The organism is Actinomadura geliboluensis, from assembly GCF_043197915.1.
Classification (GTDB): Bacteria; Actinomycetota; Actinomycetes; order Streptosporangiales; family Streptosporangiaceae; genus Spirillospora; species Spirillospora geliboluensis.
Map to the genome: position 1 here is coordinate 891,711 of NZ_JBICUA010000002.1, position 12,849 is coordinate 904,559.

The 12,849-nt window shown below is 73.9% G+C and carries 14 protein-coding genes; 6 read left to right on the plus strand and 8 right to left on the minus strand.

The genetic code is table 11. The annotated features are described in order from the left end of the window. Positions 1-8: 8 nt before the first annotated feature. Entirely contained in the window at positions 9-200 is a 192-nt protein-coding gene (bsaP, locus tag ACGFI1_RS09705) for a biotin synthase auxiliary protein BsaP (RefSeq protein WP_138639004.1), read from the plus strand. Here bsaP and ACGFI1_RS09710 read toward each other — a convergent pair. Next, on the minus strand, positions 182-688 hold the full coding sequence (locus ACGFI1_RS09710; protein WP_392784394.1) for a GNAT family N-acetyltransferase: 507 nt from the start codon (positions 686-688) through the stop codon (positions 182-184). The two genes, bsaP and ACGFI1_RS09710, sit on opposite strands and share 19 nt — an antisense overlap. Before the next feature lie 142 nt (positions 689-830). Here ACGFI1_RS09710 and ACGFI1_RS09715 point away from each other — a divergent pair, with 142 nt between their 5' ends. After that, positions 831-2,495, plus strand: a complete 1,665-nt coding sequence (locus ACGFI1_RS09715; protein ID WP_392784396.1) for a carotenoid oxygenase family protein — start codon at positions 831-833, stop codon at positions 2,493-2,495. Here ACGFI1_RS09715 and ACGFI1_RS09720 read toward each other — a convergent pair. Then, positions 2,492-3,238: a hypothetical protein gene (locus ACGFI1_RS09720; protein ID WP_392784398.1), complete on the minus strand. Its 747-nt coding sequence runs from the start codon at positions 3,236-3,238 to the stop codon at positions 2,492-2,494. The two genes, ACGFI1_RS09715 and ACGFI1_RS09720, sit on opposite strands and share 4 nt — an antisense overlap. 150 nt (positions 3,239-3,388) lie before the next feature. Between ACGFI1_RS09720 and bioD the strand changes: the two genes are divergently transcribed. Then, the gene (bioD, locus tag ACGFI1_RS09725; RefSeq protein ID WP_392784569.1) at positions 3,389-4,114 is read left to right on the plus strand and encodes a dethiobiotin synthase; all 726 of its coding nucleotides are present in this window, start codon (positions 3,389-3,391) and stop codon (positions 4,112-4,114) included. Continuing rightward, on the plus strand, positions 4,111-5,106 hold the full coding sequence (gene bioB, locus ACGFI1_RS09730; RefSeq protein ID WP_386867735.1) for a biotin synthase BioB: 996 nt from the start codon (positions 4,111-4,113) through the stop codon (positions 5,104-5,106). Before bioD ends, bioB begins: the two co-directional genes overlap by 4 nt. An 82-nt stretch (positions 5,107-5,188) precedes the next feature. Here bioB and ACGFI1_RS09735 read toward each other — a convergent pair whose 3' ends face one another. The 3 genes from ACGFI1_RS09735 to ACGFI1_RS09745 form a co-directional block, all read right to left on the minus strand. After that, positions 5,189-5,848, minus strand: coding sequence for a Uma2 family endonuclease (locus ACGFI1_RS09735; RefSeq protein WP_386867733.1), 660 nt, complete (start codon positions 5,846-5,848; stop codon positions 5,189-5,191). 132 nt (positions 5,849-5,980) lie between these two features. Further along, positions 5,981-6,709: a GntR family transcriptional regulator gene (locus ACGFI1_RS09740; RefSeq protein ID WP_089326354.1), complete on the minus strand. Its 729-nt coding sequence runs from the start codon at positions 6,707-6,709 to the stop codon at positions 5,981-5,983. Positions 6,710-6,821: 112 nt separating this feature from the next. Continuing rightward, entirely contained in the window at positions 6,822-7,997 is a 1,176-nt protein-coding gene (locus ACGFI1_RS09745) for an 8-amino-7-oxononanoate synthase (protein WP_392784400.1), read from the minus strand. Between the two features lie 76 nt (positions 7,998-8,073). On the opposite strand from ACGFI1_RS09745, the gene ACGFI1_RS09750 reads away from it, so the two are divergent. Further along, entirely contained in the window at positions 8,074-9,756 is a 1,683-nt protein-coding gene (locus ACGFI1_RS09750) for a sensor histidine kinase (protein ID WP_392784402.1), read from the plus strand. Between the two features lie 120 nt (positions 9,757-9,876). On the opposite strand, the gene ACGFI1_RS09755 is transcribed toward ACGFI1_RS09750, so the two are convergent. Both ACGFI1_RS09755 and ACGFI1_RS09760 read right to left on the minus strand, forming a co-directional pair. Beyond that, positions 9,877-10,137, minus strand: a complete 261-nt coding sequence (locus ACGFI1_RS09755) for a WhiB family transcriptional regulator (RefSeq protein ID WP_138640679.1) — start codon at positions 10,135-10,137, stop codon at positions 9,877-9,879. A 343-nt stretch (positions 10,138-10,480) separates the two neighbouring features. Beyond that, complete coding sequence (locus ACGFI1_RS09760; RefSeq protein WP_392784404.1) at positions 10,481-11,422, minus strand: diacylglycerol/lipid kinase family protein; 942 nt, start codon at positions 11,420-11,422, stop codon at positions 10,481-10,483. A gap of 50 nt (positions 11,423-11,472) precedes the next feature. Here ACGFI1_RS09760 and ACGFI1_RS09765 point away from each other — a divergent pair, with 50 nt between their 5' ends. Continuing rightward, entirely contained in the window at positions 11,473-12,000 is a 528-nt protein-coding gene (locus ACGFI1_RS09765) for a hypothetical protein (protein WP_392784406.1), read from the plus strand. 63 nt (positions 12,001-12,063) lie between these two features. Here ACGFI1_RS09765 and ACGFI1_RS09770 read toward each other — a convergent pair whose 3' ends face one another. Further along, positions 12,064-12,822, minus strand: coding sequence for an RNA polymerase sigma factor SigF (locus ACGFI1_RS09770; RefSeq protein ID WP_026401215.1), 759 nt, complete (start codon positions 12,820-12,822; stop codon positions 12,064-12,066). Between the last annotated feature and the right edge of the window lie 27 nt (positions 12,823-12,849).

Genomic DNA, 12,849 nt, shown 5'->3' on the forward strand with positions numbered 1-12,849 from the left:
GTGGGCCCGTGTACTGCGACCGCTGCGGCGAGCCCGCCGCCGAGGGCGACCACGCCGCCTGCCGCGCCGCCCGCGAGATGGAACCGCCCCGCTACTGCGCGCACTGCCGCCGCCGCATGGTCGTCCAGGTGACCCCGCTCGGCTGGACGGCCCGCTGCGCCGCGCACGGCGAGCTGCAGCCTCAGAGCGGCAGCGCGTAGGTCAGCAGGTCGACGCCCGGTACCGGCGCCCAGTCATGGTCCGGGGTGCGGACGAACCCCATCCCCTCGTACATCCGCTGCGCGGCGGTCATGTTGCGCTGCGTCGACAACCGCAGGCCGCTGAGCCCGGCCGCGCGCGCCCGCTCGACGCAGGCCAGCACCAGGGCGCGCCCCACTCCCGTCCGGCGCGCCGCCTCCCGGACGGCGAGCATCCGGAACTCGGCCTCGCGGGGGCCGGCCAGCTCCGCGTACGGGCTGCCGGGCGGGCAGTACGCCACCGCACCGGCGATCTCGCCCGCGACCTCGGCGACCAGCAGTTCCGACTTGGCCGCCCGGTCGCCCGCGTCCCGCAGCGTCCGCACGTACGACGACTCGGGCGACACCAGCCCGCCGTGCACGTAGACCTCGACGGTCAGCTCGCCGACGAGGCCGTACTCCTCCGGCCGGGCCGGCCGCACGACCACCCGTCCGGCGTCCTCCATGAGCATGCGCATTTCCCCCACTGCCACCGCGGCCGACGAACCGCGCCGAACCAGGGTATTCGGGATGCGCGGCGGCCCTCCGGGCGGGCTTGACGGCACCGGGCGCCCGCCTGTTGATTGGCGGGGAGCCAATAACACTGGAGGACTGATGCCGGTTCCCCGCTCCATCCTCGGCACGCAGGACGTCACCGGCCTGGACCTGGAGGTCGTCGCCGGGACCTGGCCGGACGACGTGCGCGGCCACTACGTCGTCAGCACCTCCGACCAGCGGACCCGCCCCCGGCACGCGTTCTTCGGCGACGGGATCGTCGCGCGGATGCCGCTGCGGCCGGGACCGGACGGCCGGTTCCCGTGGCGGGCCCGCGTCATCGGCACGCCGTCGGTCCGGCTGCGCGGACGGCGGCCCGACCTGTTCACCGCCGGCCCGGTCGGCACCGACTCGCCGTGGGGGTTCGTCAACGCCGCCAACACCGCGCCGCTGCCGTGGGGCGACCGGCTGTTCGCCACCTGGGACGCCGGGCGGCCGGTCGAGGTCGACCCGGTCACGCTGGAGTTCGTCGCCGAGGTCGGCCACCGCGACGACTGGAGGCCCGCGATGGACCACGCCGTCCTGCCGCTCGTCGCCACCACCGCCCACCCCGTCGTCGACCCCGAACGCGGCTGCCTGTGGAGCGTCAGCCGCGACGTGCTGACCGGCGCCGTCTCGGTGATCCGCTACGACGGGACGGGCACCCGCGTCCGGCGCTGGGAGGTCGAGGGCGCGGCGCTGCCGCAGGCCACGCACACCATCACCCAGACCCGCGACTGGCTGGTGCTGGCCGACACCGCGTTCAAGCTGGAGGTCGACGAGATCTTCGGCGGCGACCGGACCGCGCCCAACAACCCCGACGGGCCCGTCCTGCTGATCCGCAAGGACGACCTCACTCCGGGAAGGGCGACCGTGGCCTGCACGCAGTTCCGGCTCGCGCCCGAGGTCAACCACTTCTACGCACGCTACGACGACTCCGACGGCGTCCAGGTCGTCATGGAGCACGGCGAAGGCGTCGACATCGGCATGTACCTGCGCGAGGACGACGTCGACGTCCACGGCCGCCCGATCGACCCCGCCCTGCGCGGCATGTACTGCCACGGCATGGCGCCCGCGCTCACCACCGTCATGCAGTTCGACCCGGAGACAGGCCGCGTCCTGGAGCGCGCCCGCGCCCGCGACCCCGAGCGCTGGTGGCAGGCGGAGCTGTCCGCGATCGACTGGAGCATCGAGGGGCAGCGCGCCCCGACCCGGCACCACCTCATCTACCTCGGGTTCCACCCGGAGGCGGTCAACCGGCGCGCCCTGCGCAACTACGCGGGCCGGATCGACCCGTCCCTGTTCCCGCCCGAGGAGACCCCGGCCGTGCTGGTGAGCCACGACCGCGAGGACCTCAAGGCCCTGTCGGAGTGGACGTTCGCGCTGGACGACTACCCGACGTCGCCGTCCTTCGTCCCGCGCGGGCACGGCGGCAGCCGCTACGCGGGCGCGGACCCCGGCGGCCACGAGGGCTACCTGGTCGTGGCCGTCCACAACGACGACCGGTTCCGCGTCGAGCTGTTCGACGCCGCCTGCGTCGGGCGCGGCCCCGTCGCCGTCCTGGCGCCGCCGCGCGGCACGACGGTGCCGTTCCTGATCCACTCGGCGTGGATGCCGGAGGCCGTCCCGGCGCCCGACGTCGAACGCCTCCGCTTCGCCGACGACCTCGACGAGCGCCTCGACCGGCTCGACCCCGAACTGGCGGCGACCGCGCGCGAGGTCGCCGCCGAACTGGACGGACGCTAAGCCACGTCGCGGCAGGACGACTCGCCGGGCAGCAGGGGCCGCAGGCGGACCGAGTAGGTCTTGCCCTCGCTGCGCCACGCCGTGCCGGGCTTCGCGTCCGGGACCTTCGCGGACGGCGCGAGCGTGCAGACGGCCCCGGCCACCGGCACCCCGTCGCCGAGCGGCTCCAGCGGCCACGTCCGGACGGTGCCGGTCCCGGCCGCCTCGCCCGCGAGGACGGCCGTCTTCGCGGGCCGGTACGGCGCAGGCTTCGCGGCCTGGTCGGACGCGGGCCACCCGGCCGGGTCGAGCCGCTTCAGGAACCGGGCCTCCGGGCCCGCCTGCGACTCCGGCTGGATGACGCGGGTCGTCGCGCCGCCCATGGTCACGACCGTGACCATCGCGTCGGCGATCCGGTCGGAGCCGACCGTGTGCGAGCGGTCGAGACCCGCCGCGCGCGCCTCGTCGAGGAGGTGGCGCAGCGCGTCCGGTTTCAGGCGGTACTCGGTCAGCTCGCTCCCGGCGAGGGCGACCGCGCGTCCGGTCGAGTAGAGCGAGAAGTCGGGAACGCTTCCGGGGCCGCCGATGCCGGCGATGCCTCCGGTCTGGCGCCGGCGGAGCACGAGATGCTCACCGGCGGGGGTGTCCTTGGCGGGGGACGAGGTCGCGGACGTGGTGGGCGCCGGGGGCCCGGCGCTGCCGGACCCTTCGCCGCAGGCGGCCGCCGCGCAGGCGGTCAGCGCCGCGCAGGCGAGAGCCGGCACCCAGCGGGAACGTGTGTACGGACCGGCCATGGAGCTTTGACGCGCCCGCGCCGCCCGCCGTTCCGCCCGTTACAAAAACGGCCGCCGAAGACTGTGGGATCCGGCGGGCGTCCCCGATGCGGGCCCGCGCTAGTGTGCCGCCTTGTGAGTGTGCTCGTTGTGACCGGGACCTGTACCGGCGTGGGCAAGACGGTCGTCACCGCGGCGCTGGCCGCGGTCGCCGCCGCCCGCGGCGCGTCGGTCGCCGTCGTCAAGCCCGGCCAGACCGGGGTGGACGGCGCCGGCCCCGGCGACCTCGACGACGTGCGCCGGCTCGCCGCCCTCGACGACGTGCACGAGTTCGCGCGCTTCCCCGACCCGCTGTCCCCGGCCGCCGCGGCCCGCACCGCCGGGCTGCCGCCGGTCCGGCTGGCGGAGGCCGCCGAACGCGTCGGGGAACTCGCCGCCACCCGCCGGCTGGTGCTCGTGGAGGGCGCGGGCGGGCTCCTCGTCCGCTACGACGAGGAGGGCGCCACGATCGCCGACCTGGCGCGCTGGCTCGGCGCCGCCGTCGTCGTCGTGGCCCGCCCCGACCTCGGCACGCTCAACCACACGGCGCTCACGCTGGAGGCGATGGCGCACCGCGGGGTGCAGCTCGCCGGCATCGTGATCGGCGCCTGGCCGGACGACCCGGACCTCGCGATGCGCAGCAACATCCGCGACCTGGAGACCATCGCCGCCCGCCCGCTGTCCGGCGCGCTGCCCGCCGGCGCGGGCGCCCTGGACCCGGCGGAGTTCCTGGTGGCCGCGCACCGCGGCCTCGCCCCCTCGTTCGGCGGCGGCTTCGACGCCGCCGCCTTCCGCGACAGCTTCGGCCTCGACAAGGAGAGCACGTGACGGACATCCTCGACACCGCCCGCCGCCAGGTCCTGGAGGAGGGCCGGGGCCTGACCGAACAGCAGGTCCTGGACGTCCTCGCCCTGCCCGACGACCGGCTGGAGGACCTGCTCGCGCTCGCGCACGAGGTGCGGATGCGCTGGTGCGGCCCGGAGGTCGAGGTCGAGGGCATCGTGTCGCTGAAGACCGGCGGCTGCCCCGAGGACTGCCACTTCTGCTCCCAGTCCGGCAAGTTCGAGTCGCCGGTCCGGTCGGTGTGGCTGGACATCCCCGAACTGGTGGCGGCGGCGAAGGAGACCGCGCAGACCGGCGCCACCGAGTTCTGCATCGTCGCCGCCGTCCGCGGCCCGGACGAGCGGCTGATGTCGCAGGTCCGCGAGGGCGTCAAGGCCATCAACGACGCCGTCGAGATCAACATCGCGTGCTCGCTCGGCATGCTCACCCAGGAGCAGGTGGACGAGCTGGCCGCGATGGGCGTCCACCGCTACAACCACAACCTGGAGACGGCCCGCTCCCACTTCCCGAACGTGGTCACCACCCACTCGTGGGAGGAGCGCTGGGACACCCTCCGCATGGTGAAGGCCGCGGGCATGGAGGTGTGCTGCGGCGGCATCGTCGGCATGGGCGAGACCGTCGAGCAGCGCGCCGAGTTCGCCGCCCAGCTCGCCGAGCTCGAACCCGACGAGGTCCCGCTGAACTTCCTGGCGCCCCGCCCCGGCACCCCGTTCGCCGACCTCCCGCTGGTCGAGGGCACCGAGGCCCTGAAGACCATCGCGGCGTTCCGGCTGGCCCTGCCCCGCACCATCCTCCGCTACGCCGGCGGCCGCGAACTCACCCTCGGCGACCTCGGCACCCGCGAGGGCATGCTCGGCGGCATCAACGCCATCATCGTCGGCAACTACCTGACCACCCTCGGCCGCCCCGCCCAGAAGGACCTGGACCTGCTCACCGACCTCCAGATGCCCATCAAGGCCCTCAGCCAGACCCTCTGACGACGCCGTGGACGCGCGACCCGGCCGGTCGCGCGCGCTGACCGGCCCGGAGCACGGGCCCGCCCTCGACGGGGTGCCGTGATCAGCTCTCCCACGTCACCCAGTGGGTGGTGTCGATCTCGAGGTCGAACGGGTCGGGCAGGTGGATCGTCTCGCCGAACTCCCAGGACTCCTGATGGAGGTAGGCGCCCGTGGCCCGGTCGGGGATGCAGTACAGCGTCGATCTGGCGATCTTGGGAGCACGGTCGATGAGGAGGTAGTAGGGGACCTCCGCCTGTGCATAGCCGGTCCATTTGTTCTTGTCGCGGGGCGGCGTCTGCCGCGGCGGCCGGTCGCCGTCGGCCCCCCACCGGGAGGTGACCTCCACCACCATCTCGATCTCGTCGGACGCGAGTTCGGGCAGCCGTGCCTTCTCGCTCGCAAGGAGGATCTCCTCGGTCGTGACCACGAGGTCGGGGATGTACCCGTCGCCCAGCCCCACGAGCCTCACCCCGGCGACCTGCTGCACCGCCCACGGGAACTCGGGGTCGGCGTCTCCTGCGCGCTCGAAGGCCCGTGTGATGAACCGGATGGGGCCGCCATGGGAAAGACCTGGGGGCGGGGACACGACGACCTTTCCTCCGATGATCTCGATCCGGGATCCTTCGGGGGCGTCGACGTGGTCATCGAGTTCGCCGCGCACCCACAGGTTGTAGGGCGTGTCGGGCAGCCTCGACACTTCCTCGTTTGACAAGGTCTTCACGCTTCGTGACTCCTCCTTCACGATCTGCTCCCGGTCATCGTAGAGAAGGGATGCACCCAGCGTAGCCAACTCATTCGAACTCGTGGTCGAAGATCTCGAGCGGGCCGGGGTGTACGGAGGGAGGGGGCGGGGTCAGCGGCTGAGGCGGGTGATGAACTTGTAGCGGTCGCCCCGGTAGAGGGACTGGGCCCATTCGACCGGCTGGCCCGTCGTGTCGAAGGCGTGCCGGGAGAGCAGGAGCATGGGGAGGCCGACGTCGACGCCGAGGAGCTGGGCGTCGTGGGGGGTGGCGAGGACGGTCTCGATCGTCTCCTCCGCCTCCGTCAGGTGGACGTCGTAGGCGGTGGCGAGCGTCTCGTACAGGGAGTGGTGGCGCGACAGCTCGCGGCGCAGGCCGGGGAAGCGGCGGGCCGGCAGGTGCGAGGTGTCGATCGACATCGGCTCGCCGTCGGCCAGGCGGAGGCGGTGGATGCGCAGGACGCGGCCGCCGGGGCGGATGCACAGCAGGGACGCCAGGCTCTCGTCGGCGCTGACGTACCCGGCCTCCAGGATGCGGGTCTCGGGGCGCAGCCCGTGGTGCCGCATGTCCTCGGTGTAGCTGACGAGCTGGAGCTCCTGCGCGACTTTCGGCTTGGCGACGAAGGTGCCTTTGCCCTGGATGCGCTGGAGGCGGCCCTCGACGACGAGTTCGGCGAGGGCCTGCCGGACGGTGGTGCGGGACGTCTCGTACTTCTCGGCGAGGGTGCGCTCGGGCGGCAGCGGGCTACCGGCCGGGAGCGACTGGATCAGCTCGACCAGCAGCTCTTTGAGCTTGTAGTACTTGGGGATCCGCGGCGCCTGGTTCGGGTGCCGCTGGCCGATGCCGGCGAGCGAGGCACGGTCGAAGCCGTGCTCGAACCCGCCCCCGTGCCGGGGCCCGCCCCTGACCTCCGTCACGGCATCTCCTCACGTTCATCATGGGTTATCCCCGATGTTATGCGTGAAGACTACGACCGGTAGAAGACGCGACCTCCGCCAGGGCCTCGCCGAGGCGTGTGAGGTCCGACTCGTCCAGGGTGGCGCGGGCGGTCAGGCGCAGGCACGCGCGGCCCTTCGGGACCGACGGCGGGCGGAAGCAGCCGGCGCGGAGCCCATGCTCAGCGCAGATCTCGGCGGCCCGGAGCGCGGTGCGCGGCTCGCCGAGGAAGACCGGGACGACGGCGGCGGCCGGGGCGGCGGTCTCCAGGCCGGAACCGGCCGCGAGGTTTGCGATCCGCCGGGCCCGGTCACGGGCGCGGGCGGGCAGGCCGGGGTCGGATTCCAGCACGTCGAGGGCGGCGAGGGCGGCGCCGGCGGCGGGCGGGTTCAGGCCGGTGTCGAAGATGAACGACCTGCCCGTGTCGACCAGCGTCTCGATCACCTCGGGCGCGCCGAGGACGGCGCCGCCCTGGGCCGCGAGCGACTTCGACAGCGTGAGGGTGAGGACGACGTCGGGCTCGCCCGCGAGGCCGGCGGCGTGCGCGGCGCCCCGGCCGCCGACGCCGACGACGCCGAGCGCGTGCGCCTCGTCGACCACCAGCAGCGCGCCGTGCGCGCGGGCGGCGGCGTGCAGCGCGCCGAGCGGCGCGAGGTCGCCGTCCACGGAGAACACCGCGTCGGTGACCACGAGCGCGTCGTCCTCCTCGCGGTCGGCGAGGGCCCGCTCGACGGCGGCGGCGTCGCGGTGCGGGACGATCGCAACGCGGGCCCGCGACAGCCGGCACGCGTCCACGATCGAGGCGTGGTTGGCCTGGTCGGACACGACGAGCGTGCCGGGCCCGGCGAGGGCGGTGACGGCGCCGAGGTTGGCGAGGAATCCGGAGGAGAACACGAGGCCGGCGGCGCTGCCGGTGAACGCGGCGAGCCGCCGGTCCAGCTCGGCGTGCAGCGCGGTCGTCCCGGTGACCAGCCGGGACCCGGTGGCGCCGGTGCCCCACGCGCGGGCCGCGGCGCAGGCGCCCTCGACCAGCCGGGGGTCGCCGGCGAGCCCGAGGTAGTCGTTGGACGCGAGGTCGACGGGCCCGCCGGCCGGCCCGTCCGGGCGGGGGCGCAGCGTCCGGCGCAGCCCCGCCTCGGCGCGGCGAGCGGCGGCGTCCCGGAGCCTGGCCAGGGGGTCTCGTACCGCGGTCATGCGGGGAATCCTGCCAGGTCGCGCGGGGGCCGGGGCAACCGCCCGGGCACCAAGAACGATGGGCGATGATGGTCGGGTGCCTACCTTGACCGATCTGGTCCGTGATCACACCGATCTCACCGAGACCGACCTGGAATGGCTGCACGCGCTCGTGTCGGACTGGCAGCTGCTCGCCGACCTGTCGTTCGCGGACCTGCTGCTGTGGGTGCCGCTGCGGTCGGCGGACGCGCTGCCCGCGGAGGCCGGCTCGCGCGGGGGCCGCGGCCGGCGCGGCCGGATGGACACCGGCGCCGCCGTCCCCGGCTGGGTGGCGATCGCGCAGATGCGCCCGACGACGGGCCCCACCGCCTACCCCGAGGACCTCGTCGGCAAGGTCGTCCGGACGGGGCGGCGCGGGCTGATCGACGTGGCGTGGCGGGAGCGCCGGATCGTCCGGGAGGGCGACCCCGAGTGGGGCAGCGGCATCCCCGTCCGGGAGGAGTCGATCCCGGTGCGGCGCGGCGCCAAGATCCTCGGGGTGATCCAGCGGAGCACGAACCTCAGCTCGGCGCGCACCCCGTCCCGGCTGGAGCTGACCTACCTGCAGAGCGCCAGCGACCTCGCGACGATGATCGCCGAGGGCCGGTTCCCGGTGCCGGGCGAGGAGCCGAACATGGTCCGCTCGCCGCGCGTCGGCGACGGGCTGATGCGGCTGGACCGGTCGGGCAAGGTCACCTACGCCAGCCCGAACGCGCAGTCGGCGTACCGGCGGCTCGGCTTCCCGGCCGACCTGGTCGGCGAGGCGCTCGGCCAGATCACCGCGGACCTGTGCGACACCGGCGAGCCGATGGAGGAGGCGCTGAGCGTGGTGCTGTCCGGGCGGGCGCCGCGCGAGGTCGAGGTCGAGTCACGCGGGTCGATCATGCAGTTGCGGACGATCCCGCTGGTCGTCGGCGGCACCCGGATCGGGGCGATCGTGCTGTGCCGGGACGTCACCGAGCTGCGGTGGCGGGACCGGGAGCTGATGACCAAGGACGCCACCATCCGGGAGATCCACCACCGGGTGAAGAACAACCTGCAGACGGTCGCGGCGCTGCTGCGGCTCCAGGCGCGGCGGCTGCGGATCCCGGAGGGGCGGGCGGCGCTGGACGAGGCGGTCCGGCGGGTCGGGTCCATAGCCATCGTGCACGAGACCCTGTCGCACACCCCGGACGAGCTGATCGACTTCGACGACATCGCGGACCGCGTGATCACGATGGCGGGGGAGGTGTCGACGCCGGAGACGAAGGTGACCCCGAAGCGGTCCGGCAGCTTCGGCGTGCTGCCCGCCGAGATCGCGACGCCGCTGGCGATGGCGCTGACCGAGCTGCTGCAGAACGCCCTGGAGCACGGCCTCGCCAACCGGTTCGGGACGCTGGAGGTCGTCGCGCGCCGCCACGGCGAGGGCGAGCAGCGCCGCGAGCCGGGCGGGGTGGAGGTCTGGGGGGAGTGGCCGGTGCCCGGCGCGCACGAGCCGCGCGCCCCGCACGAGCGCGCCCCGAACGGGGAGGAGCCGGCGGCGGAGGGGTCCGGGCGGCGGCTGGTGACGGTCGTCGCGGACGACGGCGTCGGGCTGCCCGCGGACTTCGACGTGGAGAGCACCACCAGCCTGGGCCTGCAGATCGTCCGCACGCTGATCGTGGGCGAGCTGGGCGGCCGGCTGGACTTCCGCCCCCGCGCGGGCGGGGGCACCGAGGTGGTGGTGGACGTACCGCTGGACCACGTCCACCGGAGGTTCTGACACGGGAGGTTTACGGCACCCGGAGGTTCCGGCCGGGGCGGCGCCACGTGCTCTCTTGCCGGGAGCTTCGAGGCGGTGGCGCCGCGTCGCCGGGGAACGGGGAGGGGCGGAGCGGCGGGGCTAGAGGCCGATGTTCGCGCGGGCGCGGGCGCGGGAGGCGCGGCGCTTGAGGGCGCGGCGCTCGTCCTCGCCCATGCCGCCCCATACGCCGGAGTCCTGGCCGGACTCCAGCGCCCAGCGCAGGCACGCGTCGCTCACGTCGCAACGCCGGCACACCTGCTTGGCCTCTTCGATCTGCAGGATCGCGGGCCCGGTGTTGCCGATCGGGAAGAACAGCTCGGGGTCCACGTCACGGCAGGCTGCTCGGTGGCGCCAGTCCATGCGGTCCACTCCTTCGTCAGGTGGTGGAGGAACTCCACTTTTGTGAACGGTTTCACATGTCGCGAACGCCCGGGAGACCACGGCCAGGTCCAGGGGTGAATGTTCGGCGGCGCCGCGAGCGGGGGACCGGCGTCGTCGGGGTCCCTGTCCTGCGGGCGCACTTTGAGCGTGTCAGGGCGGCGCCGGACGACGCAAGACCTTTGAGAAAGGATTCTCAAAGTATGGGTGTCGCATGTGTCACACCCGTGGGACGAACGTGTTACTTGGCTCTCACCTGGCCGCGCATGCGCCGCAAATGACGCGCGTCACCGAACGGATCCGCGCCGTGCCCGGCCCCGCGCGCTCAAATGACGACGCGTATCGCCTTCGGAACCGAGCGGAAGGTGACGCTCCGCAGTTCGCCGAGGTACTCGCCGTCCAGCTGGAAGGCCGCCGGGCGGTCCGCGCGCACCGTGAGCTCGGCCGCGTCGTGCACGTTCAGGACGTGCCTGCCCTGCACCGGGCGCATCCGCGCGGTCATCATCTGGGCCAGCGCCGCCGCCGTCGGGCCGAGTTCCAGCGAACGCATCCCGAACAGGTCCAGTCCGCGCCCGAAGTTCGCCCGCGGAGTCGGATTCACCGGCAGCCGGCCGAGGAAAGTCCATGGCGACGTATTGCAGATGAAGGTGAGGAACAGCCCCGTTTTCGGCGGCCGTCCCGGCTGCTCCAATGTGAGCGCGGGGCGCCGCCGATCCGTGCCGGAGAAGAAATGCCGGAGGGCGGTCCGCGCGTACAGCGACGGCAGGGCGCGGACGCCCGCCGCGCGGCGCGCCTCCACCTCGCGGATCACCTCGGCGTCGAGCCCGACGCCCGCGCAGAACGTGAAGTACCGCTCCGGGCCGTCCTCCGGGGCCGCCGTGGCGAGCCCGACCGTGCGGTACCGGCCGGCGCGCAGCGCCTCCAGCACCGCCCTCGTCGCGCCGACCGGGTCGTCCGGCAGGCCGAGCGCGCGGGCGAAGACGTTCGCGCTCCCGGACGGCAGCACCGCCAGCGCCGGGAGATCGGGGGACGGGCCGTCGGCGAGCAGGCCGTTGACCGCCTCGTTCACCGTCCCGTCGCCGCCGAGCGCGATCACGACGTCGTAGCCGTCCACGGCGGCCTGCCGGGCCAGCTCGGTCGCGTGGCCGCGGTGCCCCGTCTCGGCGAGCACGAGGTCGATGTCGCCGGTGAAGGCCCGCATGAGGATGTCGCGGGCCCGCCGGGAGGTGGAGGTCGCCTTGGGGTTGGCGATGAGCATGGCGCGCACGCGGTCAGGGTATGGGACGCGCACGCCGGACGGACGAGTAGGGTTCAGGTGTGAGCGAGCGCCCCTTCACCGTGCAGGCCGCAGCCGCCCTGATGGGCGCCGAGGGTCTGGCCGCCGTCGGGTTCGGCGTCTTCACCGGCGTGGAGACCGCGGCGGGCGCGGCCGTCGACCCCGCCAGCGCGATCGGGGTGACCGTCCTCGCCCTCGCGGGCGGGCTGGGCATGCTCGCGTGCGCGCGGGGCCTGCTGCGCGCCGACCAGTGGAGCCGCGCCCCCTCGGTCCTCACCCAGCTGTTCGCGCTGCCGATCGCCTGGTCGCTGTGGCAGAGCGACCAGCCCGCCCTCGCGGTCCCGCTGGGCGCGGTCGCGGTCGCGGCGCTGGTCACCGTCCTCAGCCCGCCGAGCACCGCCTGGCTGATCGAGGACCACGACGAGGACGAGGACGAGGGCGGCGCCGAGCCGCGGGAGGCCGCGGCGACGGGGCCGGAACCGGCCGCCACCGCGGGAGCGGTGGCGGAGCCGCGCTCCCTGAGCCAGCGCCTCATGGACCGGCTCAAGGAGCAGCCCACCAAGAACTGACCGCTCATGTGAAAGGCCCCGGGACGGCGCGTCCCGGGGCCTTTCACATGAGCGGCACCAGCGTCACTCGTCGGCGGTCAGGCCCTCGCGGAGCTGCGCGAGGGTGCGGGCGAGCAGCCGGGACACGTGCATCTGGGAGATGCCGAGCTCGGCGGCGATCTGCGACTGCGTCATGTTGCCGAAGAAGCGCAGCAGCAGGATCTTCTTCTCGCGCGCGGGCAGCTTCTCCAGCAGCGGCTTGAGGGACTCGCGGTACTCCACGCCCTCCAGCGACTCGTCGACCATGCCGAGCGAGTCGGCGACCGCGGGGGCGTCCTCGTCGCCGGAGTCGGGGGCGTCGAGGGACACGGTGGAGTAGGCGTTCGCCGACTCCAGGCCCTCCAGCACCTCCTCCTCGCTCATCTGCAGATGCGCGGCCAGCTCGCTGACCGTGGGCGCGCGGCCCTCGCGCTGCGCGAGGTCGCTGATCGCCTTGGTCAGCGACAGCTTCAGCTCCTGCAGCCGGCGCGGCACGCGCACCGCCCAGCCCTTGTCGCGGAAATGGCGCTTGATCTCGCCGACGATCGTGGGCGTGGCGTAGGTGGAGAACTCCACGCCGCGCTCCAGGTCGAACCGGTCGATCGACTTGATCAGGCCGATGGTGGCGACCTGGATCAGGTCGTCCAGCCACTCGCCGCGGTTGCGGAAGCGGCGGGCGAGGTACTCCACCAGCGGCAGGTGCAGCTCCACGAGCTGGTCGCGGATGCGCTGGCGCTCCGGGTCGCCCTCCGGAAGCTCGGCGAGGCGTTCGAACAGCGCGCGGGCCCGTGCCCGGTCGGGCACCGCGGACTCCGACCGCTCGCTGCTCGC

Coding starts and splice junctions, on each gene's coding strand:
- ACGFI1_RS09710 (WP_392784394.1), bottom strand. CDS start 688: ATGCTCATGGAGGACGCCGGACGGGTGGTCGTGCGGCCGGCCCGGCCG.
- ACGFI1_RS09715 (WP_392784396.1), top strand. CDS start 831: ATGCCGGTTCCCCGCTCCATCCTCGGCACGCAGGACGTCACCGGCCTG.
- ACGFI1_RS09745 (WP_392784400.1), bottom strand. CDS start 7,997: ATGACCGCGGTACGAGACCCCCTGGCCAGGCTCCGGGACGCCGCCGCT.
- ACGFI1_RS09755 (WP_138640679.1), bottom strand. CDS start 10,137: ATGGACTGGCGCCACCGAGCAGCCTGCCGTGACGTGGACCCCGAGCTG.